The following is a 23,336-nucleotide window of genomic DNA, read 5'->3' on the forward strand; positions in this document are numbered from 1 at the left end:
GTCCCGGACGGGCGTGATCAGCCCGGGTGCATCTCCCTCTCGCCGCCCATGACGGCGATCCGCCGGCCCCGCATGTCCCCGACCTGGGCGACCGCGGCCGCCCACTCGGGGCTGTCCAGTGCCGTGCGCAGGTCCTCGGCGGTGTCGAAGCCCAGCACGGAGACCCCGTCCCAGCCCTCGGAGCGCGGTTCGAGGGCCGCGTCGACGTCGGTATGCCGCCAGGACCGCAGGCCGGGCAGGGCGCGGGTGAGTGCGGCGTGTTCGCCGCGCCACCAGCCGATGAACCTCTCGTGCGTCCACTCGGGCGGGCGGGCGGCCAGCAGGACCAGGGTGTACATCGTGCCCTCCTCGGGGTCTCAGGTGAACAGCACCTCGGGCGAGCGTCCGATCATCAGCCGACGCAGCCGGCCGGCGCCGTCGAGCCGGGCGCCCGCCACGAAGGTCGCCTCCGGCACCCCGGAGCGCCGTACCTCGCCGAGGAACAGCTCGTCCCGGCCGACGGCGCCCGCCGTGAGCAGGTGGTGCGTACGGACGCCCACCGCGCGCTGGGCGAGATAGCCCTCCAGCTCGGCCCGGCCGCCGTGGAAGTCGGTCGCGCCGCCGCCACCGGTCGAGAACAGGATGGAGAACCGGAAGTCGTCGCTGATCAGGTCCAGGACGCGGTCGGCGTCCTCGCTGTCGAGGAGGGCGAACCACCGGGTCAGGAACGCCGCGGTGGACGGCGCGGCCGGGGCGGTCACGGCCGGTCCACGAGGTCGAAGCCGGTGGTGAAGAAGGACTGGTAGCGGGCCATCAGCCCGTCGGGCGAGACCTGTACGGCGGACAGGAACGCCCCCGTGGTCACGCCCTTCTCCACGACGAAGCCGTACGCCGTCTCGACGTCGCCGTCGACCGCGTACCTCTTGATGTCATGAACCCGGTCCACGGCCGCGCGACCGGCGATGTACGCGGCGAACTCCTCGCGCGACGTCCCGCTCCGCTCACCGCCGGGAAGGGCGATGAGGAAACGGAATCCGGGCTCCACCAACTCCAGGGCCTTCTCGGGGTCCCGGCCGTCCATGCGGGCCATGTACTCGCGAAGCACCATTGCCGATCCCTCTCCCTCACACCCCTCGAAACAAGCTGAGTTCAGTTCAGTTTGACCCCAAGGCGACTGCCCCGACAAGAGGCGGGACGGAGCCGGGGGTCATTCGGCGACCATGCGCACCACACAGCCCTCGATCATCTCGCTGATCTCGGTCAGGGGGATCGCCCCGGTCGGGCGGTACCAGCGCCAGACGCTGACGATCATGCCGAGCACGGCCAGGCCGAGCGTGTGCGCGTCCCGCAGCGGGAAGGCGCCCTTGGACATGCCCCTCATCAGCAGGTTCGTCCAGTCCCGTTCGACCATCTGCACCAGCTGGCGGGCCGCGATCCGCTCGGTCTCCTCCCGCTTGGACTTGCGCGGGTTGGCCAGCAGGGACATGTTCGCCTGCAGGATGCGCATCTGGCGGATCTCCTGCTCGGTGACCGCGAAGGCGGAGCGTACGGCCGCGCGCACCTCCTCGACCGGCTCCGTCACGTCCTTCGTGGCCTCGACGAACTGGTCGTGGGATCGCTGGAGCTCCAGACGCATGATGGTGAGCAGGCAGTGGGCCTTCGACTCGAAGTAGTGGTAGAGCGCGGTCTGCCCGATGCCGACCCGGTCGGCCACCTCGGACCACTTGGTGCTCTCGTAGCCGTCCTCCCCGAACCGCTCCACCGCGGCCACCAGGATGGCCGCACGCTTCGACCTGGGCCCCTCCTCCGGATCCACGATCCGTGCCCTTGCCATCGTCTCTCCCTCTGTTCCACGGCCGGTTCCGATCACCGTCCGGTCGTCCGAGAGTAGACCCAAGTTCAGGTTGGCTCCGAATCACCGGGACGCGAGGTCGTGGGCACCGCCGCTCGTCACCGTGTCGCCGCACGCGTGAAGTCCGCCCGCCGCCCGCCGAGGAACGCGGCCAGGCCCTCGCGCCCCTCCCCGGACACCGCGGCCGTGGCCAGTCGGCGGGCCTCCGCGTCGAGGTGTTCGTCCAGTCCGGCCGCGTACGCGCCGGCGACCAGCCGCCGTGTCACGCCGTACGCCCCGGTGGCCCCGCGCGCCAGTGTCCTCGCGGCAGCCGCGGCCTCCTCACGGAGCCGCTCCGGTGCGACGACCCTGCTCACCAGCCCGATCTCCAGGGCTTCCCCGGCGGGCACCCGCCGGTTGGTCAGCAGCAGGTCCAGCGCCCGTCGGGGCCCGACGAGACGGGGCAGCCGCCAGCTCACCCCGGCGTCCGGCGAGTACCCGATCGCGGTGTACGCCGCCGTGAAGTGGGCGTCCGCCGCGGCGAACCCCAGGTCGGCGGCCAGGGCGAGCCCGAGTCCGGCCCCGGCGACGGCCCCCTGCACGGCCGCCACCAGCGGTGCGTCGAGACCGGCGAGGATCCGCAGCGCCCCGTGCAGCGCGTCGGTGACGTCGGTGAGGTGCCCGCCCAGCCGCCCCGCGGGCAGGGCACCGAACTCCTTCAGGTCGCCGCCCACGCAGAAGGAGCGCCCCCGCCCGGTGAGCAGCACCGCCCGCACCCGGGCCGCCTCGCACTCCCGCGCCGCCGCCAGCAGCCCTCGGGCCGTCGCGAGGTCGATCACGTTGCCCGCACCCCGGCACAGCTCGACGCGGGCCACCCCGTCGTCGTCGATCCCGGTCGTGACCCTCTCGGTCGTGATCACCGTGCCGTCCACCCGCCGTCCACCGTGAGCACCTGGCCGGTGCAGTACGAGGACGCGTCCGAGGCCAGGTAGAGCAGCGCTCCGTCGAGCTCGCCCGGTGCGCCGCCGCGCCCGAGCATCGTGCCCCGCTCCACCCACCGCCGGGACCGCTCGTCGGCGAACAGCCCGTCGGTCATCTCGGAGCGGAACCAGCCGGGGGCGAGGGCGTTCACCCGGACCCCCGTCCGTCCCCACTGCCCGGCCAGCTCACGTGTCAGCCCGAGGAGTCCGGCCTTGGAGGCGGCGTAGGCGGCCCCTCCGAGCGGGGCGCCGGAGACCAGTCCGAGGACGGACGAGACATTCACCACCGATCTCGTACGGTCGTGATCGCGCCGTGCCTCGGCGAGCAGCCGGGCCAGGTGGAACGGTGCCACGAGGTTGACGGCCAGGACTCCCTCGAACGCGCCGGGGCTCTCGTCCTGCGCGCGAACCGCGCCCGGCGCTCCCGCGTTGTTGACCAGGATGTCCAGCCCGCCGCCGTACGCGAGGGCGGTCTCGGTCAGCCGAACGCGGTCCGCTTCTCTCGCCACATCGCAGACGACCGGGTGAATGCGCGGGTCCTCGCCGGCGAGTTCCTGCAGCCGGTCCGGCCGTCGGGCCGCCGCGAACACCGTGGCCCCGGCTGCCGCGAGCACCGTGGCGAAGCGTGCGCCCAGCCCCGACGAGGCGCCGGTGACCACGGCCGTCCGGCCTTCCAGCGAGAACAGGTCCACGGTCGCGCCGGTCACCCTTCCACCCCGATCGGCAGCACGGTCGCCCCGCCGTCCAGGACGAGCGTCTGCCCCGTCATCCAGGACGAGGCCCCGGACGCGAGGAACACCGCCGCGTGCGCCACGTCCTCGACCGTGCCCAGCCTGCGCAGCGGCAGTCTCGCGGTCAGGATCGGCTCCCTCGGCTCCCAGACGGCCCGCGCCAGTTCGGTCTTGATCAGGCCGGGCGCGATCGCGTTGACGCGGGCGTGCGGCCCGAGTTCGTAGGCGAGTTGCCGGGTCAGATGGAGCATCGCCGCTTTGGTGGCGTTGTACCAGCCGATGTACGGATCGACGACAAGCCCGCCGACGGAGGCGATGTTGACGACCGCTCCCCCGTGTTCGCGCATCCACGCCCGCCAGGCGTACCGGGTCCAGGCGACCAGGCCGTACTGGTTGACCTCCACGGTCTTCTGCGCACGAGGCGGGTCGAGGTCGAGGAGAGGGCCCATGTACGGGTTGGTGGCCGCGTTGTTGACCAGGACGTCGAGTCTGCCGAACCGTCCCATGGTCTCCTCGACGCACCGCTCGGCGTCCTCCGGCCGGCCCGCGTGGGCGGTCACCCCGTACACCTCGCCGTCGCCCTCGACCCGCAGCAACTCCGCGCGGGCGGCGGCCAGTCCGTCCGGCTTCCGGGCGGCGATCACCACATGGGCGCCCGCCTCCCGGTACGCCTTCGCGATACCGAGTCCGATCCCCCGGGAGCCGCCGGTGATCACGGCCACCCGTCCGTCCAGCGCCTGTCCGTCCCGTGCCCGGCCGTCCCGTGCCTGTGCGTTCATGCCGACTCCCCGGGATATCCGGCCAGTTCGCGCCGGGCGACGGTGCGCAGGTGCACCTCGTCCGGGCCGTCCGCGATCCGCAGCGCCCGCGTGATGGCGTACAGCCGCGCCAGCACGGTGTCGTCGCTGACCCCGGCCGCCCCGTGCGCCTGGACCGCCCGGTCGACGACCCGGTGGGCCACCTCCAACGCGGCCACCTTGATCGCGGCGACTTCGGTGCGGGCGGCGGCGTTGCCCGAGGTGTCCATCAGCCAGGCCGACTTCAGGACCAGCAGGCGCAGTTGCTCGATCTCGATCCGGCTGCGGGCGATCCACTCGCGCACCACGCCCTGCTCGGCGAGCGGCCCGCCGAACGCGGTACGGGTCAGCGCGCGCCGGCACATCAACTCCAGGGCGCGTTCGGCGAATCCGACCGCGCGCATGGCGTAGTGCATACGGCCGGGCCCCAGCCGCCCCTGGGCCAGTGCGAACCCCTCGCCCTCGCCGCCGAGCAGCGCGGACACCGGCACCCGTACGTCCTCGAAGAGCACGTCGCCGTGGCCGCAGCGGTCGGTGTAGCCGAACATCGGCAGATCGCGCAGCACGGTGATACCGGGGGTGTCGCGCGGGATCAGCAGCATGCTCTGCCGGCGGTACGCGGGCGCGTCCGGGTCGGTGACCCCCATCAGGATGATCAGCCGGCAGTCCGGGTCGAGGATTCCGGACGTGTACCACTTGTGTCCGTTGACCACGTACGCGTCGCCGTCCCGGGTGATGCGGGTGCGGATGTTGCGTGCGTCGGAGCTGGCCACCTCGGGCTCGGTCATGGCGAAGCAGGAACGGATCCCGGCGGTCAGGAGCGGTCGCAGCCAGCGGTCCTGCTGTTCGGGTGTGCCGAAGAGGGCGAGCAGTTCCATGTTGCCGGTGTCGGGGGCCGAGCAGTTGAACACCTCGGGCCCGATGACGGAGCGTCCGGCCAGTTCGGCGAGCGGGGCGTATTCGAGGTTGGTGAGGCCCGCGCCCCATGCGTCATGGGCGAGGAAGAGGTTCCACAGTCCCTCGGCGCGTGCCTTCTCCTGCAACTCCCGCATGATCGGCGGAAGTCGGTGCGGGTCGTCCGCCTCGGCGAGCTGGCGGTCGTAGACGGGTTCGGCGGGCAGGACGTACTCCGCCATGAACGCGGCCATCCGCGAACGGAGTTCGTCGGCCCTCGGCGAGAGTCCGAAATCCATGGTGCGGCTCCTTCAGGACCGTCGGGACCGTGGGGCGAGGATGCCGGTGGCCGTGCGGATCATCGCCGCGATGGTCGGGGGCAGCCGTTCCTGGTCGGGGTCGTGGTGTGTGCCCTCGCGGTGCCTGCGCAGGTTGTGACCCATGATCGCGGCCATCTTGGTGCGGGCCAGGGCGCGGAACCAGTCGAGGGCGGGAGGTCCGGGGCGGCCGTCGAGGTAGGCGGCCAGCAGCTCTTCCTCGGTGGGCAGACCGGGCACGGCGCGGCCGAGGCGGGGGAAGTTGCGGTGGTCGGCGAAGAGGAGGAACCACGCGAGGTCGATGCGCGGATCGCCGTACCCCCAGATCTCCCAGTCGACGACGGCCGTCGGCCGCTCCCCGCGGCACAGCACGTTGCCGAGGCGGAAGTCGCCGTGGGTGAGGGTGGGGGCCGCGCTGTCGGGAATGCGGGCGGCCAGTGCCGTCAGCAGGTCCTCGGCACCGGGGCGGAGTTCGCGCGGGACCGCCCGCATGGTGCGGCTCCACCGCTCCAGCTCACCGGCCGGATCGAGAGCGGGGGAAACCTCCACGCTCGCCGTCCCGTGCAGCTCCCGCAGCACATCGGCCAGGGCCAGCATGCGGGCCCGGCACAGTCCGGGATCGAGGCGGTGCGTGTCGAGCACCGGCTCGACGGCCTCGCCGTGCACGAACTCCATGGCGAACCAGGCGGGTTCGGTCTCGTCCACGGCGACGACGGCCGGAACGGGCACGGGTGACCCGGCGAGGGCGCGCAGGATCCGGGCCTGCCGGAGCACGTCGTTGCGGCCGACGGCACGCTGTCCGGGCGGTACGGCCTTCACGACGTACGAGACCTCGCCCGCCGTGAGGGAGTAGGTGAGGCCCGAGTGCCCGCCGGGCAGGGTGCGCAGCTCGCCCGGCGGTTCGCCCGGGTGCCGGTCGGCGAGCCGTTCACGGACCCGCCGCCCGAGTTCGGCCACTTCGGTCGTCGTACTCAACTCCGCTCCCCCTTGGGTTCCTTGGGCAACCGGAGCACGCGCTCCGCCAGGATGTTGCGCTGGATCTCGTCGCTGCCGCCGGCGATGCGGTAGCCGGGAGCGCCGAGCAGATGCTCGGTCCAGGCGAAGGTGCCCCACTCCCCCGTGTCGGCGGCCAGTCGCGGTCCAAGGAGTTGCTGCACGAGGTCGGTGGTGGCGCGCATGGTCGCGGTGGCGTGGAGTTTGCCGACCGAGGCCTCGGCGCCCGGCTCGCGGCCGGCCGCCAGGGCCGCCGTCACGCGGAGTCCGGTGAGCTGTTGGACGAGGCCGCGGACGTACAGCTCGGCCGCCTGCCGCTGTTCCGTGCCGGTGAGCGGGCGGGGCAGCTGCCGGGCGAGGTCGAGGGCGCGCTCGGCGTTGTCCAGGCCGAGGCCGCCGGAGTCGAGGCGTTCGGCGGCGAGCACGGTGAGGGTGACCCGCCAGCCCTCGCCGACCGGACCGAGCCGGTCGGTGTCGGGCACATGGACGTCGTCCAAGTAGACCTCGTTGAAGCTGGAGCCGCCGGTCATCTGCCGGATGGGCCGTACCGTCACGCCCGGCGCGTCCAGACGGACCAGGAAGACCGTGATGCCCGCGTGCCGGGGTACCTCGGGATCGGTACGGCAGACGGCGACACCCCAGGTGGCGACGCGGGCACCGGACGTCCAGACCTTGTGGCCGCGCAGGACCCAGCCGTCGCCCTCCCGTACGGCGCGGGTACGGACGGCGGCGAGGTCGGAGCCCGCTTCCGTCTCCGAGAAGAGCTGGCAGGCGAGTTCGTCGGTGCGCAGCAGGGCGCGCAGCCAGCGGCGCTTCTGCTCCGCCGTACCCCAGACGCGGATGGCGGGGGCGACGAGCTGCTGGGTGACCGGGAAGATCTCGGTACGCCGGGGCACGTCGAAGGCGGCCTCCTCGGAACGGTACAACTGCTCGTAGTACGCGGGCAGTTCCCGGCCGCCGTACTCCGGCGGCCAGTCGAACGCGCCCCAGCCCTGGTCGTACCGGGTGCGCTCCCAGGCCCGGATGCGGTCGGTGTGCGCGCGTTCCTCGGCCTCGGTCCAGTTCTCGAAGACGGCCACCGAGTCGTCGCCCTGGCCCCATTGCCGGTGTGCGGCGCGCTCTTTCGTCACGCCGGCCAGCCAGTCGCGGGCCTGGGCGCGGAACTCGTCCGGGCCGGGTATGCCGTCCATGGTCCTCCCGTCAGCGGGTCAGTACGGTGCAGGCGCTGACGCCCGGTGCTCCGTACACATGGGTGAAGCCGGCCGCCGGATCACCCGGCACCTGGCGCTCGCCCGCCCGGCCGCGCAGCTGCTGCACGACCTCGTGGACCTGGCGCAGCCCGGAGGCGCCGACGGGTTCGCCGTTGGCGATGCAGCCGCCGTCGGTGTTGACCGGCAGGGAGCCGTCGATCGCGGTCGCCCCGAACGGGATGAGCGACTCCTGTTCGCCGTGTGCGCAGAACCCGCACTCGGCCAGGTGCATCACCTCGGCGCCGCTCTCGGTGTCCTGGAGCTGGCACACGTCGATGTCACGGGGGCCCAAGCCGGCTTCCTCGAAGGCGCGGTGTGCGGCGTCGGCGCTCACACTGGTCGGGGTTCCGGGCGGCGCCCAGGGGCTGAACACCTCGAAGGAGCCGAACGGGCGGGTCCGTACGACGGCCGCCCGCAGTGTGACCGGCGTGCCGCCGAGTTCGCGGGCCACGGCGCGGCCGCACAGGACCAGGGCGACCGCGCCCTGGCCGGGTGAGCAGAACATGTACCGGGTCAGGGGGTCGTTGACCATGCCGGACGCGAGGATCTCGTCGGCCTTGAGCGGCTTGCGGCGCCAGGCGTGCGGGGTGAGCGCGCCGTTGGCGTACGCCTTCTCGGCGACCAGGGCGAGGGTGCGGGGGCTGATGCCGTGGTCGTGCAGGTACCGCTGGATCTTCAGGGCGAAGAACTGTGTGGTGACCATCAGCCCGTCGCGGCCGTAGGACTCGTCGAGTCCCCAGTCGGCGGGCCGTGGGGCGAAGGCGCCGCGCGGGTGCTTGTCGAAGCCGACGGCGAGGGCCACGTCCGCCGCTCCCGACCGGATCGCGTGGACGGCCGACACGAGAGCGCTGCCGCCCGTCGCGCAGCCGTTGCGGACGTTGGTGAACGGCAGTCCGGTCAGGCCGAGTTCGGAGACCAGGGTGTCGGCGTTGCCGGCGGCCTCGCTGCCGCCGTACGCGGCCCGCACCCGCGACCACGGCAGTCCGGCGTCGTGGAGGGCCGCCCGTACGGCCTGCACGGCCAGCTCCCGGCCGGTCGCCTCCGTCCGTGCGAAGGAGGTGATCCCGGCGCCGCAGACGAGAACGTCCTCCGCGCTCATACGGCGGCCCCCGTGGCCCTCGGCACACCGTCCCCCGCCGTGATCGTGACCGGCATGCCGATCTCCGCGTCCTCGGGCCGGACGTCGAGGACGGCCAGCACCCGTACGCCTTCGGGGAGTTCGACGTATCCGACGGTGAACGGGGTGAACCCGGAGGGGGGCGGGACGTACGGCGGTGACTTGGGCGCGTACCGCTGCACGGTCCAGGTCCACAGCGTGCCCGTGGCGGAGAGCAGGACCGGTTCGGCCGGTCCCCCGCAGCGGGGGCACCCGGGTTGGGCCGGGTAGGCGGCCACGGCGCAGTCGGCGCACCGGGAGCCGTGCAGTCGGCGGCTCCCGGTGCGGGCCGCGGGGCTCAGCGGCCCTTCCACTGCGGCTCCCGCTTCTCCAGGAAGGCCGCCACGCCCTCCGCCGCGTCCTCGGAGTTGAGCATCACCCCGACGGCGAGGTGTTCCATGACCATCAGGGACTGGATGTCCGCGTCGAGACTCCGGTCGATGGTCATCTTGGTGATCCACATGGTGAACGGACTCTTGTCGACCAGCTGGTCGGCGAACTCCTCGACGGTGGCGTCGAGTTTGTCGGCGGGCGCGGAGGCGTTGATGAGCCCGAACTCGGCGGCCTCGACCCCGGTGAGCAGCTTGCCGGTGAGCATCAGCTCCTTGGTCTTGCGGACGCCGATCATGCGCGGCACCCGGTAGATCGGCCCCGCTCCGCCGAACAGGGCGCGGCGGATGTGGAAGTCGCCGATCAGGGCGTCGTCCGCGGCGATCGCGAAGTCGCAGGAGATCATCAGCTCGAAGCCGCCGGCGGTGACATGCCCTTCGAGGACGGCGATCGACGGAGTCTTCATCGAGTACAGCCGGTCGCAGACCCTGGCCGACAGCACGGCGACGTCGATCGCGTTGGACCGTCCGACGTAGTCGGCCTTGAGGCTGTCCAGGTCGAACCCGGAGCAGAAGGTGTTGCCGCGCCCGCGCAGGACCAGCACGCGCAGCTCGGGGTCCGCGTCGACCTCGGTGATGATCCCGTCGAGGCGGTTGAGGATCGGCACGGTCACACAGTTCTTCTTGTGCGGGCGGTTCAGCCAGACCCGCGCCACATGCCCGTCCCGCTCGAACTGGATCTCGTCTTCGACTGCCATGAGTCCTCCAAACTGAACTGAATTGAGTTCGATACTGCGGGCGGTGGATGCCCCTGTCAATGGTCGGGAAGATCGACGGCGGGCGAGTGGTCAGTCGCCCTGGCCGGTCAGGCCGAGCTGACCGGCGAGACGCAGGCCGTGGTCGTCAGCCGTGCCGAACAGTGCTTCGTCGGCCCTGGCGCGGCGCAGGTAGAGGTGGGCCGGATGCTCCCAGGTGAAGCCGATCCCGCCGTGGAGCTGGACATATTCGGTGGTGGCGAGCCGGTACGCCCAGGTGCAGGCGACCGCCGCGGCACTCGCGGCGACGGGCAGCTCCGGCCGTCGCGCGGCCAGGCAGGCGGACGCGTACGACGATGCGGATCGGGCGCCCTCGACCGCGACGAGGAGGTCGGCCAGCCGGTGCTTGATCGCCTGGAACGAGCCGATGACACGACCGAACTGAGTTCGGTGGGATACATGGTCCAGGGTGGCGTCCAAGGCGTGCGCGCTGCCTCCGACATGCTCGGCGGCCAGTGCCGCCCGTCCGGCGTCCCGTACCGCGGCGGCGATCGCCGGGGCCTGCCCCGGCTCGCCGACGGGCTCGGCGGCGGCGCCCGCGAGGCGCAGGTGCGCCTGACGCCGGGTGGGGTCGAGTACGCGCCGGGCGGTACGTCGGCAGGTCGCGGTGTCCGGGGCGCAGGCGAACAGGCGCGCGCCGTCCGGGGCACGGGCGGCGACCAGCAGCAGCTCGGCGCCCTCGCCGTCGGGCACGAAGTCCGCCGCGCCGCGCAGCACCCAGCCGTCGGGGCCGCGCTCGGCCGTCACCTGGGCCGGGTGCAGCACTCCGGCGACGGTGGCCGTGCGGGCACCGGAGGCGACACCGGGCAGCCAGCGGGCACAGGCCCGCCGGTCACCGCTCGCCAGCAGGGCCTCCCCGGCCAGCACGACGGTCGGCAGCAGCGGCGCGGGACACAGGACGCGCCCCGTCTCCTCCAGGGCGACGGCGAGTTCGGCGAAGGTGTACCCGGCGCCGCCGTACTCCTCGGGAACGGCGAGGCCGTGCACGCCGATCTCGCCGGCGAGCCTGTCCCACAGCGCCCGGTCGAATCCGCGCGGACTCCCGGCCTGGTCGCGGACCTGCCCGGGCCCGCAGGCATCCGTGAGCACATCCCGTAGAACCGCCCGTAGCTGGCGCTGCTCCTCGGTCTCCAGAAGCAACCCGGGGTCGACATCGAGCCTGGCCATCCGAACCTCCCTCACACCGTGAACCGGCCACCGTTGGCCAGCAGGACCGCGCCCACGAGATTCGCCGCGTCCTCGCTCGCCAGGAACAGCGCGATGTCGGCGATCTCCTCCGGCGTCGCGTAGGGGCGGACCCGCGGGTCGGCCAGGCCCCGCCGGAGCGGCGCGGGCGTGCGCGCCGCCATGCCCGTCTCCGTCGGCCCCGGCGCGACCGTGTTGACGCGGACGCCGAACGCGATCGCCTCCTTGGCGACGGCCTGGCTCAGCGCGTGCGCGCCCGCCTTCGACGCCGCGTAGTGCGGATAGCCGGCCACCGTGTCGAAGGCCGAGGAGGAGCCGATCGTGACGACCGCGCCGGACCTGCGGGGCACCATGACGCGCAGGGCGGCGCGCAGCACATGGAAGGTGCCGTCGAGATTGACCCGCAGCACCCGCCGCCAGGCGTCGTCCCCCAGTCGCGCGGTCACCTCGGGCGGCCGGTCGTCGAGCAGCGCCCCGGCGATCCACTCCTTGGCGACGGGGTCGTCGACACCGGCCGCGTGCACCACCACGTCCAGCCGCCCGTGCGCCGCGGCCGCTTCCGTGAACGCCCGGTCGACCTGTGCGGGGTCGGCGACGTCCATGGCCAGCGCGCGGGCGCCGGGCAGTTCCCCGGCCACGGCCGCGACGGCGGTGCCGTCGATGTCGGCGGCGAGGACCTCCGCGCCCTGGTCCGCGAGTCGCCGGGCCGCCGCCGCCCCGATCCCGGAGCCCGCACCGGTGACCAGAGCGACGCGTCCGCCGAAGCGTCCCGCCCTCCCGGCACCGAGTTCGCCCTGCATACCGGCCACCTCACTCCCACTCTACTGAACTGACTTCATTTTTGTTAGCGTCTCGACCATGTCAACAGGCAGGACAAGAGCGGTCCGGCTGACGCGCTGGGGCGGGCCACCCGTCCTCACCGAGCTGCCGCGACCTGTACCCACGGGCGAGGAGGTGCTGGTACGGGTCGAGGCGGCCGGGCTGTGCCGGTCGGATCTCCATGTCGTCGACAGCGCTCCGGGCGGCCTCCCCTACCGCGTGCCGTTCACCCTCGGCCACGAGGTCGCCGGCCGGGTGCTGGAGCGGGGCCCGCGGGCCACCGGTCCGGCCGTCGGCGAACGGGTGGTCGTGTACGGGCCATGGGGCTGCGGGCGGTGCGCGCACTGCGCCACGGGCGCGGAGAACTACTGCGACCGACGCACGGCTCTCGACCGGGAACGGACCGGCACCGGGGCGGGACTGGGCCGGGACGGCGGCATGGCCGACACACTGCTCGTGCCGTCCGGCCGGTTGCTGGTCCCGGTGGGCGACCTGGACGCGGTCCAGGCGGCGCCGCTGACCGACGCCGGGCTCACCGCCCACCACGCCGTCACCGCCGCAGGGCACGCGCTCGCCGACGGCGCGGGGGTGGTCGTCCTCGGCGTCGGCGGCCTGGGGCACCTCGCCGTCCAGATCCTGCGGGCGACGACGTCCACGCAGGTGCTGGCCGTGGACGTACGACAGGAGGCGCTGGCCCTGGCCGACGCGTGCGGCGCGCACTTCGCGACGCTCCTGCGGCCCGACACCGCCCGGGTCCTGCGGGCCAGGACGGGCGGGGCCGGGGCGGCGGTCGTGCTCGACTTCGTCGGCAGCCGCTCCAGCCTGGCACTCGCCGTCGCGGCAGTGCGGGCGGGCGGGGAGCTGGTCGTGGTCGGCAGCGGGGGCGGTGAACTGACGGTCCGCAAGCCCGGGGCGCTCCCGCCGGGAACGCGGATCTCGCTGCCCTTCTGGGGAACCGTTCCCGAGCTCGAACGGGTCGTCGCCCTGGCCCGCGAGGGCTCCCTGCGCGTGGAGGTCGAGCGGTACGCGCTGTCGAGCGCCCTGGAAGCGTTCGAGAGGCTGCGCGCGGGCGCGGTGCGGGGGCGCGCGGTCGTCGTCCCCGACTGACCGACCACCGCGCCGGCCCGGCCGAAACCGTACCGCCGCAGCACACCCACACCAACCTCTCGACTGCAGAAGTGAGTTCAATTAGCGTCTTGTCCCACTCAGTGACGCAAAGGCGGTGGACTGCCCATGGGCGCGGACACAGTGGATCTGCTGGTGATCGGCGGCGGCATGGCCGGACTCTCGGCCGCCGCCCGGGTGGCGGCCGAGGGCGGCTCGGTGGTGCTGGTGGAGAAGGCGGAGCGCACCGGCGGGTCGGCACGCTTCGCCGGCTTCATCTGGACCGCCCCGACGACCGGGGAGTTGCGCCGGGTCAATCCGGAGGGCGACCCGGAGCTGGGCGCCGCCCTGGTCGACGGGTTCGCCGACGGCGTGTCCTGGGTCCGGTCGCTCGGTGTGGAGTGCAGGCCGCCGGTGCCCGTTCTCGGCTTCGGCCGCGGGCACCAGGTGGACACCCACCATTACCTCGACACCTGCGAACGGCTGGTCCGGGACCGGGGCCAGGAGGTGCTGACCGGCACGTGGACCCGGGCTCTGCTGACGCAGAACGGCAGGGTGACGGGGGCCGAGTGCCTCCTGCCGGACGGCTCGGTCCGCCGGATCGAGGCCACCTGGACCCTGCTCTCGACCGGCGGCTTCCAGGGTGATCCCGGCCTGCGCGCCCAGCACCTCCACCCGCAGGCCGCGGACATCGGCCTGCGGGCCAACCCGCACAGCCGCGGGGACGGACTCGCCCTCGGCCGGGCGGCGGGTGCGGAGTTCGGCAAGAAGGACGCCGGCTTCTACGGCCATCTGATGCCGGCGGGCGTCTCCCTGGCCGACCCGGCGCGCTTCGTCGACCTCGCGCTCTACTACAGCGAGCACGCCCTGCTGTTCGACACGACGGGTGAGCGCTTCGTCGACGAGACGATCGGCGACCACCTCACCGCCATGGCCCTGCTGGACCGGCCGCGGGCCCGCGGTCTGCTCGTCGCGGACGCGCGCGTGCACCGGGAGTGGATCAGCGCCTCGTACGTCGAGGGCATCCCGGGCGTCGACAAGTTCCAGCTGTGCCATCGCGCCGGGGCCCGCTGCGCGGTGGCGGACGATCTGGAGGACTTCGCGGCGATGCCCGAGGAGTGGGGCTATCCCGGCGCCGTGATCCGCGACCGTGTCGAGGAGTTCAACGCCACCGCGGGAGCGGGCCGCGCCCCGGCGCCCGGCCGTCTGCTGGACCCTCGCCCCCTGGACGAACCGCCGTACTACGTCATCGAGGCCGTCCCGGCGGTCACGTTCACCTTCGGCGGCCTGCTGATCGACGCCGAGGCCCGGGTCCTGTCCGGGCAAGGGGACACGGGCGCCGCCGGGTGCCGTCCGGTCCCCGGACTGCTCGCGGCCGGCGCGGACGCGGGCGGGCTGTACCGGCGCGCCTACGCGGGCGGCCTCGCCCCCGCCCTGGTCTTCGGGCTGGCGGCGGCTCGTACCGCGCTCGCCGGGAAACCCACGGCCGACGGCCGCTGAGACCGCCCGGGGCGACCCTGAACGGCCCCGGGCGGCCCTCGGCAGCCCTCGGCGGTCCACAAATCCCGTGCACGAGTCTTGCCCGCCCGACGCCCCCCTGCCTAGCGTACTGAATTGAGTTCACTTTGATTTAGCGCCGCCCACGGTACCCATGCATCCGGCACGCGTGGCGCGAAACGCGCTCTTCCCCGAGGGAGGGACTGTGAGTCAGTTCCTGCTTGTCCTGGTCAGCGGTGTGGCGAGTGGAGCCGTGTACGGCCTCATGGGCCTCGGGCTGGTCATCATCTACCGGGCCACGGATGTCGTGAACTTCGCGATGGCGTCGCTCGCGACCCTGGGCCTGTACGTGGCGGTCTCGCTCCACGACCGCGGGGTGGCGACGGTGCTCGGCCTCCTCGCCGCCATCACGGTCACCGTCGCGGCGGGCCTGCTGGTGCGCGAGACCGTGATCCGGCCGCTGGGTCAGGGACAGCTGTTCTCCGCGCTCGTCGTGACCATGGGCGTCTCGCTGATCGCCGAGAACCTGGCGGGATCGGTGTGGGGCGAACAGCCCAGGGACTTCCCCAACCTGGTGGACAGTACCGTGCGGTGGTCGGGCGCGGCACTGCCGGTGCAGAGTCTGGTGACGATCGGCGTCGCCGCGGTGGCGATGGCACTGGTGGGCTATCTGTTCTCGCGCACCACGCTCGGCTCGGCCATGCGGGCCGTGGCCGAGTCGGCCGAGACGGCCCGGGTCGTCGGCCTCGGCGCCCAGCGTCTCGCCCGGATCTCCTGGGCCCTCGGCCTCGGTCTGGCCGCGCTGGCCGCCTGCCTGTACGCGCCGCGCTCCGGGCTGGCCACCACGGCGCTCACCGCACCGCTGTTCCGGGCCTTCGCCGGGATCTTCCTGGGCGGTCTGACCAGCATGTACGGCGCCGTCGTCGGCGGGCTGGCGATCGGCGTCCTGGACAACCTGGCGGCGAACTACGTCTCCGCCAGCTTCCGCGACACGTTCGTGTTCTCGTTCACCGTGCTGGTGCTGCTGATCCGCCCCCAGGGGCTGTTCGGCGCCCGCACCTTCCAGCGCGTCTGAGGGGTCGCATCCATGGTCTTCAACCGTTCCGTCCTGGCGCGGGCCGCCCTGGGACCGGCCGCCGGCGCGGTGCTCATGATGTTCATGGCGGCCGGCGCGATCCCGGCGTACCAGATGTACTCGGTGGCACTGGCGGCCGTGTACACGATCGTCGTCCTGTCGGTCGGCCTGCTCGCGGGCTGGTCCGGCATCTGGTCGGTGGGCCACCCCGCGTTCTTCGCCATCGGCGCCTACTTCGCCGCGTACGGCAGCGCGCACGGCTGGGCCCTGGAGACGGCCGCCCTGGGGGCGGTCGCCGCCGGCGCCGCCCTGGGCGCCTTCCTCGGCTACGCGGGCGCCCGGTTCTCGGTGCTCTACATCGCCCTGCTGACCCTCGCCTTCACCACGGTGACGCTGGAACTGGTCAACAGGTGGAGCAGCGTGACCGGCGGCGACCAGGGAGTCCCGGTGCTCGACCTGCGCAGCGCCCTGGGCCTGGGCACGTTCGCGGCCGGCGGCACACAGCCCCAGTACCTCGCCGTCGGCGCGGCGGCCCTGGTGCTCGCCCTCGCCGTGCCCGCCCGTGCCTCGGCCCTGCGGATGCGGCTGGTGGCCGCCAAGTCCCATCCCCTGGCAGCCCGTACGGTCGGAATCGCGCCGGAGGCGCAGTCCTCGCTGTCGTTCGCGGTGAGCGGCGCGTGCACGAGCCTCGCGGGCGTGCTGCTCGGCCTGATCACCGGGTTCGTCAGCCCGGACCCGTTCTCGCTCTCCTTCGGCATCTCACTCATCGCGGCGTGCGTCCTCGGCGGGGTCGGCTCGGTCCTCGGGGCCGTGGCCGGCGGCGTCTATCTGACGTGGAGCCCCTCGCTCTCGTCGGCCGTGGGGACGCCCCAGCCGGTGGTACAGGGCATCGTGCTGATCGCGGTCCTCCTCTTCCTGCCCGGCGGAGTCGTACCGTCCCTCGCCGCGCCCGCGCGAGGCGTCCTGCGGCGCATACCGCGACGGCCGGGGGCCGGACACCCGCCCTCCCCCGGACGCCCGGCAGCGCTCCCGCCGGTCGATCCCTCGTCCGGGACGGCGGGCGAGGGTCCTGCCCTCCTCCGCCTGGAGCACGTGTCCGTCTCGTACGGCGGGCTCAAGGCCCTGGAGGACGCCTCGCTGTCCGTGCGGCAGGACGAGATCCTGGCCGTCATCGGTCCCAACGGGGCGGGAAAGACGACGCTGTTGAACGTCCTGTCCGGACTGACCGGCACGGGACGCGTGAGCGGGACGGCCGACTTCGCCGGCCGGCCGCTGCTCAGGGCCAGGGCCACCGCGCGCCGACGGCTGGGAATCGGCCGTACCTTCCAGCACGCGGAGGTCTTCTCCGAACTCACCGTCGCCGAGAACGTGTTGTGCACCCGTCGCCGTATCAGGGCCCGTGACCGCGACGCCGTGGCGCGGCTGCTGCACTCCGTGGGCCTCGCGGACGTGGCCGACCGTCGCCCCACGGAGCTGCCCTTCGGCCTGCAGAAGCGCCTCGACCTCGCGCGGGCGATGGCCGAGAGGCCGCGGCTGCTGATCCTGGACGAACCCTTCGGCGGGCTCGACGCGGGTGAACGGGAGCTGCTGGCCGAGCACATCAGGAGGCTCAACGCCGACGGCACCGCCGTGATCGTCATCGACCACGTCCTCGACGACCTCTTCTCCGTCGCCCACCGGGTGCTCGCGTTCGACTTCGGACGCACCATCGGCGACGGCACCCCGGACACCGTGCTCCAGGACCCGAAGGTGCGGTCGTCCTACCTGGGGACGGTCGGCGACCGGGCCCGACTGCCCGCCGCCGTGGGCGAACGGAGCCTGATCCGGCTGCGCGGGGCCGGTCACTCGTACGGCGGCGTGGTCGCCCTGCGGGACGTCGATCTCGATGTCCGCGAAGGAAGCGTGCTCGGTGTCGCGGGGGCGAACGGCGCGGGCAAGAGCACCCTCGCCGGCATCCTGCACGGCTCGCTCCGGCCCGGCCACGGCGCACGGGAGCCGGTCGGCGCCGTCCGTACGAGTCTGGCTCCCGAGGGCCGCGGACTGTTCAGGACGCTGTCGCTGCGCGAGAACCTGGAGGTCGCCGCGTACGCGGCCGGCATCACCGGCTCGGCGCTGCGCGAACAGCTGGAGCAGACCGTCCAGTGGCTGCCGGTCCGGCTGCGTGACCGGATGTCCGCGCCGGCCGCCGGACTGTCGGGCGGCGAACAGCAGATGCTCGCCATCGCCCGCGCGCTGATCGTCCGGCCGGACGTCCTGATCGTGGACGAACCGGCCCTCGGGCTGGCCCCCGCCCTGGTGGACGAGGTCTACGACCGGCTGGTCGGGCTGACCCACGACGGTCTGACGGTGGTGCTGCTGGAGCAGTCGCTCAGCCGGGCCATGGCCGTCTGCCACGAGGTGGCCGTCCTGCACGAGGGGGTCGTCGCCGCTCAGGGACGGCCGGGCGACCCGCAGTTCGCGGCCCTCGCGGAATCGGCGTACTTCAGCGGCGGCCCGGTGGCCGCTGCGACCGCGGCGGCCCCCGCCCGGCCCTCCCAAGTGAAGTGAACCCCGTTGTAACCGTTTTGACCGTTGTGAACGAGGTGGACCATGTTCCGGACAAACAGTAGATTCCGTCGCGCGGCGGGAGCGACGGCCGTTCTCGCCGCGATGGCGTTGACCGCGAGCGCGTGCGCCGGTCAGGACTCGGCGTCGGCAGGCGGCGGCAGCGGCTCCTCCAAGATCCACATTGGCGCGTGGCTGCCCCTCACGGGCTCCACCGCCACGTACGGAGTGGCCGAGAAGGCCGGCGCCGACGCGTACTTCAGGATGCTCAACGCGCAAGGGGGCATCAACGGCCGCAAGGTCGAGTGGACCGTCAAGGACAACGCGGCCGATCCGCAGCAGACCGTGCAGATCGCGCGTGAACTGGTCGGCCAGGACAAGGTCGTGGCCATCGTCAACGCCAACGGCACCTCCCAGGCGGAGGCAGCCTTCCCGTTCGTCCTCAACCAGTCCAAGGTGCCGGTCCTCAACGAGGTGGGCGGCGCCGAGAACTGGTACAAGCCGCCGCGCGCCGGCCTGTTCGGCACCCAGACCCTGTACGAGGACCAGGCCGCGGCGGTCGCCGCGTGGGCGGTGCAGGACGGCGCGAGGAAGATCCTCGTCGTGCACAGTGACCCGGCCGCGTTCGTGAACGTGGCCGAGCAGGTGGCGCCGGTGGCGAAGAAGGTGGATCCCTCGGTCGAGGTCGACCGGCTGCCGGTCAAGTACCAGACCACCGACTACACACCGGTGATCAGCAAGGTGAAGTCGGCGAAGCCGCAGGCGGTCGTCCTGATCCTCACCTCCCCCGAGGCGGCCGCCTTCCTCAAGGAGGCCGAGCTGCAGGGCCTCTCGCTGCCCACCTATGCCTACGCCCCGGTGGCGGCGGAGTCGACGATCGCCCTGGCCAAGGGTGCCGCCGAGGGCGTCAAGGCCGTCCAGCTGGTCAAGGCGCCCTCGGACGACGACCCCGCGGTGCAGGAGTTCCGGACCGCGATGGCCGAGTACGAGCCCGGCCAGACCGCGGGTTTCCTCGCCCTGTGGGGCTGGAGCAACGCCAAGGTGTTCGCCGAGATCGCGAAGACCGTGAAGGGGCAGGTCACGGCCCAGTCCCTCACCGCCGGTTACCAGAAGGCGACCAAGGTGGACCCGGGGGTGTCGCCGGTCATGAGCTTCAGCGCGGGCAATCACCTGGGTACGCGCAGTGTGCAGAAAGTGGAGGTGAAGAACGGCGTCTGGACGTCCGTCGGCGACTTCTACACGCCCCCGGCACGCGACTGACCACCTGTCCCGACGCGGTGGTGCGGCCCGAGGCGACCGGGCACGCCGCACCACCGCGCATGACGGCCGGAGCGGTGCCCGCCGGTGCGATCCGCCCCTGGGCCCTGGCCTTCCGGTGGCACGGGAGCGGCTCCGTTCGCCCTGGCGATCTTGCCAGCTCAGGCTCGTCCCGCTGAACCCGCTCCGTCGTCTACTGGACGCCGAGCGCACCGATGAAGGTGATGGCACCGGCCAATCCGGTTGCCCCAAGAGCGGCCCCCGTGACGGCCGTCCACAAGCGACCTGTACCCAGGCGAGCGTAGTAGACACCCGCGGCGCCGAAGGTGACGGAGAGGGCGCCGGCAAGGATCGACCACGGGAACACGGCGAACACGAACGCCGGCCATGCCCCCACTGCAGAGATGGCCCCGAGCATCAGCGCCGTGGGCCCCAAGGCGACGGCGGGTGTGTCACTTCGGTCGGGGGTGGCGGACTCGGGCACGCAATCCTCACTTTGAACGTGTTCAAATCGGAGCCTGATCGTAGCAGGCACGGCACGCCGGTCGCTACGGAGACATGACAAAGCCCTGTCGGCACAGACAGGTGGCTCATGATCGTCGGCCGACGATGCCGGTGCCGAGGCGGGTGAGCAGCCAGAAGGTGACAGCCGTGCCTGTGCCGTAGGCGACGTGCGCGCCGAGATCCCAGGCCACGATCTTGATGTCGTACTGCCAGATCGGCTTGTAGAGCCCAGCGATCGGCAAGGTGACGTAGTCACCGGCGAAGACCGCGGCGCCGAAAGGCACGCCGTACACGGGGTGGGGCCTGGGCAGTGATCCGGCCACGATGCCGTACGCAGCGCCCGCCGATGATCCGTAGGCCCAGTGCGCGACGGTGCTCGTGAGCCAGGCGGACCCATCAGGAAGCCGGCGCCGGGTGAAGCCCTCGATCAGCCGCTTCGCCACCTGGCCCGGATCAGGGGCCTCCTGCCATGTCTCGACCGGTGCGAATTCCCAGGCGAGCGGGCGGTCGCTGCCGCCTGCGCGACGGTACTTCAGGTAGTGGACGGCATCCAGACACACCGTTCCCACCGCCCCGGCCAACAGGCCGGCCGTCACCGCGGCGAGGGGGGTCAGCGGGTTCCTTCGGGAGCGCATGACAAGATCCCCTCCTCGTCGGTCGGGGCCGGGAAGGCCGATGCTCCTCAGCGCCCGTACCGCGGTTGGCGGGCATGGGGCCCGCATCGAGTATCCGGCGGCCCGGGCACGCGCGCATGGGGAGCGCTGAGCGGTACGGGACCCACAGCGGTGCGGCCACTCTGAGTAACTTCGTCCGGACGCCGGGGATCCACGTTGGCTTCGGCGTCACGCGGTTTCGGCAGGGCGCCCCTGCTTCCGCGTCGGCGCTGCCCCGTCCGTCCACTGTGCGGGCACCTGACCCTCGACGGTCAGCATCCCTGTCGCCAGCACCCGCAAGGCCCCGGCGAAGAGCGCCGGGCTGCGCAGGAACTCCATGTGCATGCCGGGGAACTCCACCCACGGCACACCGATCCGGCGGGCGATCTCGATGGACGGCCGCGCGTAGTACGCACCCCGGTCGGCGGCTCCGGCACCCAGCACGACCGGGAAGGGCACGGCCCGCAGCGCCGCCGCATCGGGCCGGAAACCGGCGAAGCCCGGCCACTCCGTGCCGAACAGATGGTCCCGGTTGTCCAGGAACCGCTTCCACAGGTCCTCCGGCCAGCGGTACGTCCCCTCGCCGCGCGTGGTCGCGGCGAACCGGCGTCCCGCAGCCGCCGCGCCGCCCTCGGCATACAGCCCGGCCATGTCGTCGAAGAAGCTCCGATCCGGATCGCCGTCGGGCAGGACGTTCACGGCGGGCGGCTCGTGCGCGACCAGACCGGCCAGCACCTGAGGGTGCAACGCGGCCAGCGTGAGGCCGATGATCGCGCCCGCGCTGTTGCCGAACACGAGAGCCCGTCCGCCCGCCACCGACTCGATCAGCCGGCGGGCGTCGGCCGCCTGCTGAGACAGGTCCGCCGCCGAGGCGGATCGGCCGGTACTGCGGGAGTTGCCCCGCCGGTCGTAGGTGATCACGGTGAAGGCGTCGGCCAGATCCTCGGCGACCGCCGTGTAGTACCCGGCGTCCCCTCCCGCACCGCTGATCATCAACAAGGCGGGCCCGTTGCCGCGCACCTCGTGGTACAGGCGCGCTCCGTCGGTCTCCAGCACATCACTGCGCACCGCAAGGCTCCGTCCCTGGTTGGAGGCGTCGATCGCGTTTCCCGAAGGCGGTCCGTCCACCGCACGGCCCCGGATCTCGTGTCGCTTGACGAGAGCACCGGCGCCCGGTGACCGCCCCGCCGGTGTCAAGACCGGGCAAGGCGGGGGAAGAGGAGCTCGGCGTTGCCCCGGTTGACGGCGTCAAGCTGCCCGGCATCCCAGTGGGCGTACTCCTCCAGCCCGCGGTCGAAGCCGAGGGCCCATTCCTCGGGAAGCATGGGGAAGTCGCTGCCGTACAGGACATGTCCGGGTGCGGCGAAGGCGAGCAGTGAGGGCAGGGCCGCCGGGCCGGCGGACAGGGCGGTGTCGAAGTAGAAGCGCCGGAGCTCGCCGAGGAGGCCGACGGTGGTGAAGCCGGGGCTGAGCCGTGCGGCGACCGCGAAGCGCTCCGCGGCGTACGGCAGGAACCCGCCGGCATGGGGAAGGATCATCCTGATCCCGGGATACCGACCCGGCACGCCGTTCAGCGCCATGTGCACGGCCGTACGGGCCGTGTCGTAGGGGAAGTCCACCAGTGGGCCGGGCAGACCGGGGACGGGGGCGACCGGGGGCGCGGTGGGATGGACCAGGACGACGGCGGCACGCGCGTCCAACTCGGCCCACAACGGCTCGAACACCGCATCGCCGAGGTAACGGCCCTGCTCGTTGGAGAGGACCATCACCCCGTCGGCGTTCAACTCGTCCAGGGCATGCGCGGCCTCGGCCACCGCGGCGTCCACGTCCGCCAGCGGCACCACGGCGAAATGCCCGAAGCGGTCCGGCCGGTCCTTCACCACCTCAGCGGTGTACTCGTTCACCCTCCGCGCACCGGCACCCGCCCCGGCGGCGTCGTCCGCAGCCGTGACCGGGGCGGGAAACGACAGGATGCCCGTGGCGATCGACCTGCGATCCATCATGGCGACCGCGCTGCGCACGTCCCATGCGGGAGCGGGCCACCCCAGGGCCACGGCCCGGCGCCTCATCGTCTCGCCGAACTCCGGTGGAATCAGGTGTTGGTGCACATCGATGCGCGCGGGGTCCGGCGACATGGCCGTCCGAGCCTCCTCGGGTAGCGGGGGACAGGAGCGAAGACCGCGTGGGCACGGCCCGCCACCATGAGACAGCCCCCGGCGAACAGCTGCGGGCAGACCGGCCGACCCCGCCCCCGGACAGCGGACGCGTGCGGCCCGGAAACAACTCGAACAGGCCAGTCCAACGCGGCCACCCCGGCGACACCTGGCCGTCGACGGCGTCCTCGCGGCGGAAACCCGTGCGCTCCGGATTTCCTGGGCGGGGCGGTTCGGCGGCGAGCACCCTGCCCGTGTTCTTCGGGCGAGACCGGGGAGCGGGTCGGTCCCCCGGCGGCTTCAGGTGGTCCGTGAGGCAGGCGAGGTGGAGGGCGAGCGTGGTGTGGTGGACGCGCAGGGCGGCTGCGGTGCGGACCAGGCTGTGGCCGCTCTCGCTCCAGGCGGCCGCTGCCGCTCCAGGCGGGCAAGGGCCGCGGAACGTAGCGGACCACGGCTGATACCGACACGCGCCG

General features: G+C 72.7%; 24 protein-coding genes. 5 read left to right on the forward strand and 19 right to left on the reverse strand.

What is annotated here, in order from left to right; translation table 11 throughout:
• Positions 1-17 precede the first annotated feature (17 nt).
• The 15 genes from ACYQ8Q_RS04885 to ACYQ8Q_RS04955 form a co-directional block, all read right to left on the reverse strand.
• Positions 18-338 (reverse strand): EthD family reductase, encoded by a 321-nt coding sequence (locus ACYQ8Q_RS04885; protein WP_460062247.1) that lies wholly within the window; start codon positions 336-338, stop codon positions 18-20.
• An 18-nt stretch (positions 339-356) separates the two neighbouring features.
• Positions 357-740 carry a nuclear transport factor 2 family protein gene (locus ACYQ8Q_RS04890; RefSeq protein WP_460062248.1) on the reverse strand — a complete coding sequence of 128 codons (384 nt, stop codon included), beginning with the start codon at positions 738-740 and terminating at the stop codon, positions 357-359.
• On the reverse strand, positions 737-1,087 hold the full coding sequence (locus ACYQ8Q_RS04895) for a nuclear transport factor 2-like protein (protein ID WP_460062250.1): 351 nt from the start codon (positions 1,085-1,087) through the stop codon (positions 737-739). Before ACYQ8Q_RS04895 ends, ACYQ8Q_RS04890 begins: the two co-directional genes overlap by 4 nt.
• Positions 1,088-1,186: 99 nt before the next feature.
• Positions 1,187-1,813 carry a TetR/AcrR family transcriptional regulator gene (locus tag ACYQ8Q_RS04900; protein ID WP_460062251.1) on the reverse strand — a complete coding sequence of 209 codons (627 nt, stop codon included), beginning with the start codon at positions 1,811-1,813 and terminating at the stop codon, positions 1,187-1,189.
• A 116-nt stretch (positions 1,814-1,929) separates the two neighbouring features.
• A complete protein-coding gene (locus ACYQ8Q_RS04905) occupies positions 1,930-2,730 on the reverse strand; it encodes an enoyl-CoA hydratase-related protein (protein ID WP_460062253.1) in 801 nt (266 codons plus the stop codon).
• The gene (locus ACYQ8Q_RS04910; RefSeq protein WP_460062256.1) at positions 2,727-3,497 is read right to left on the reverse strand and encodes an SDR family NAD(P)-dependent oxidoreductase; all 771 of its coding nucleotides are present in this window, start codon (positions 3,495-3,497) and stop codon (positions 2,727-2,729) included. Before ACYQ8Q_RS04910 ends, ACYQ8Q_RS04905 begins: the two co-directional genes overlap by 4 nt.
• Positions 3,494-4,300 carry an SDR family oxidoreductase gene (locus ACYQ8Q_RS04915; protein ID WP_460062258.1) on the reverse strand — a complete coding sequence of 269 codons (807 nt, stop codon included), beginning with the start codon at positions 4,298-4,300 and terminating at the stop codon, positions 3,494-3,496. The genes ACYQ8Q_RS04910 and ACYQ8Q_RS04915 overlap by 4 nt, the downstream gene beginning before the upstream one ends.
• Positions 4,297-5,511, reverse strand: coding sequence for an acyl-CoA dehydrogenase family protein (locus ACYQ8Q_RS04920; RefSeq protein WP_460062260.1), 1,215 nt, complete (start codon positions 5,509-5,511; stop codon positions 4,297-4,299). The genes ACYQ8Q_RS04915 and ACYQ8Q_RS04920 overlap by 4 nt, the downstream gene beginning before the upstream one ends.
• 12 nt (positions 5,512-5,523) lie before the next feature.
• Positions 5,524-6,504: a phosphotransferase family protein gene (locus ACYQ8Q_RS04925; protein ID WP_460062262.1), complete on the reverse strand. Its 981-nt coding sequence runs from the start codon at positions 6,502-6,504 to the stop codon at positions 5,524-5,526.
• Positions 6,501-7,712: an acyl-CoA dehydrogenase family protein gene (locus tag ACYQ8Q_RS04930; protein ID WP_460062263.1), complete on the reverse strand. Its 1,212-nt coding sequence runs from the start codon at positions 7,710-7,712 to the stop codon at positions 6,501-6,503. Before ACYQ8Q_RS04930 ends, ACYQ8Q_RS04925 begins: the two co-directional genes overlap by 4 nt.
• A 10-nt stretch (positions 7,713-7,722) precedes the next feature.
• Positions 7,723-8,871 (reverse strand): thiolase family protein, encoded by a 1,149-nt coding sequence (locus ACYQ8Q_RS04935; protein ID WP_460062264.1) that lies wholly within the window; start codon positions 8,869-8,871, stop codon positions 7,723-7,725.
• Positions 8,868-9,242, reverse strand: coding sequence for a Zn-ribbon domain-containing OB-fold protein (locus ACYQ8Q_RS04940; RefSeq protein WP_460062266.1), 375 nt, complete (start codon positions 9,240-9,242; stop codon positions 8,868-8,870). Before ACYQ8Q_RS04940 ends, ACYQ8Q_RS04935 begins: the two co-directional genes overlap by 4 nt.
• A complete protein-coding gene (locus ACYQ8Q_RS04945; RefSeq protein WP_460062269.1) occupies positions 9,227-10,015 on the reverse strand; it encodes an enoyl-CoA hydratase/isomerase family protein in 789 nt (262 codons plus the stop codon). Before ACYQ8Q_RS04945 ends, ACYQ8Q_RS04940 begins: the two co-directional genes overlap by 16 nt.
• A gap of 90 nt (positions 10,016-10,105) precedes the next feature.
• The gene (locus tag ACYQ8Q_RS04950) at positions 10,106-11,239 is read right to left on the reverse strand and encodes an acyl-CoA dehydrogenase family protein (protein WP_460062271.1); all 1,134 of its coding nucleotides are present in this window, start codon (positions 11,237-11,239) and stop codon (positions 10,106-10,108) included.
• An 11-nt stretch (positions 11,240-11,250) separates the two neighbouring features.
• Entirely contained in the window at positions 11,251-12,057 is an 807-nt protein-coding gene (locus ACYQ8Q_RS04955; RefSeq protein WP_460062272.1) for an SDR family NAD(P)-dependent oxidoreductase, read from the reverse strand.
• A 58-nt stretch (positions 12,058-12,115) separates the two neighbouring features.
• Here ACYQ8Q_RS04955 and ACYQ8Q_RS04960 point away from each other — a divergent pair, with 58 nt between their 5' ends.
• The 5 genes from ACYQ8Q_RS04960 (at position 12,116) to ACYQ8Q_RS04980 (ending at position 19,556) form a co-directional block, all read left to right on the forward strand.
• The gene (locus ACYQ8Q_RS04960) at positions 12,116-13,183 is read left to right on the forward strand and encodes an alcohol dehydrogenase catalytic domain-containing protein (protein ID WP_460062274.1); all 1,068 of its coding nucleotides are present in this window, start codon (positions 12,116-12,118) and stop codon (positions 13,181-13,183) included.
• Positions 13,184-13,309: 126 nt separating this feature from the next.
• Entirely contained in the window at positions 13,310-14,680 is a 1,371-nt protein-coding gene (locus ACYQ8Q_RS04965) for an FAD-dependent oxidoreductase (RefSeq protein ID WP_460062275.1), read from the forward strand.
• Between the two features lie 202 nt (positions 14,681-14,882).
• Positions 14,883-15,752, forward strand: coding sequence for a branched-chain amino acid ABC transporter permease (locus tag ACYQ8Q_RS04970; RefSeq protein WP_460062277.1), 870 nt, complete (start codon positions 14,883-14,885; stop codon positions 15,750-15,752).
• A 12-nt stretch (positions 15,753-15,764) separates the two neighbouring features.
• The gene (locus ACYQ8Q_RS04975; protein WP_460062280.1) at positions 15,765-18,299 is read left to right on the forward strand and encodes an ATP-binding cassette domain-containing protein; all 2,535 of its coding nucleotides are present in this window, start codon (positions 15,765-15,767) and stop codon (positions 18,297-18,299) included.
• A gap of 102 nt (positions 18,300-18,401) precedes the next feature.
• Positions 18,402-19,556 carry an ABC transporter substrate-binding protein gene (locus tag ACYQ8Q_RS04980; protein WP_460062281.1) on the forward strand — a complete coding sequence of 385 codons (1,155 nt, stop codon included), beginning with the start codon at positions 18,402-18,404 and terminating at the stop codon, positions 19,554-19,556.
• Between the two features lie 190 nt (positions 19,557-19,746).
• Here the strand turns inward: ACYQ8Q_RS04980 and ACYQ8Q_RS04985 are convergent, their stop codons facing one another.
• The 4 genes from ACYQ8Q_RS04985 to ACYQ8Q_RS05000 form a co-directional block, all read right to left on the reverse strand.
• Positions 19,747-20,037, reverse strand: a complete 291-nt coding sequence (locus tag ACYQ8Q_RS04985; RefSeq protein WP_460062284.1) for a hypothetical protein — start codon at positions 20,035-20,037, stop codon at positions 19,747-19,749.
• Positions 20,038-20,143: 106 nt separating this feature from the next.
• Entirely contained in the window at positions 20,144-20,692 is a 549-nt protein-coding gene (locus tag ACYQ8Q_RS04990; protein WP_460062285.1) for a hypothetical protein, read from the reverse strand.
• A 207-nt stretch (positions 20,693-20,899) separates the two neighbouring features.
• Positions 20,900-21,778, reverse strand: coding sequence for an alpha/beta fold hydrolase (locus ACYQ8Q_RS04995; protein ID WP_460062287.1), 879 nt, complete (start codon positions 21,776-21,778; stop codon positions 20,900-20,902).
• 125 nt (positions 21,779-21,903) lie between these two features.
• The gene (locus tag ACYQ8Q_RS05000; RefSeq protein ID WP_460062288.1) at positions 21,904-22,845 is read right to left on the reverse strand and encodes an amidohydrolase family protein; all 942 of its coding nucleotides are present in this window, start codon (positions 22,843-22,845) and stop codon (positions 21,904-21,906) included.
• Positions 22,846-23,336 lie beyond the last annotated feature (491 nt).

Source organism: Streptomyces sp. YKOK-I1 (assembly GCF_054660435.1).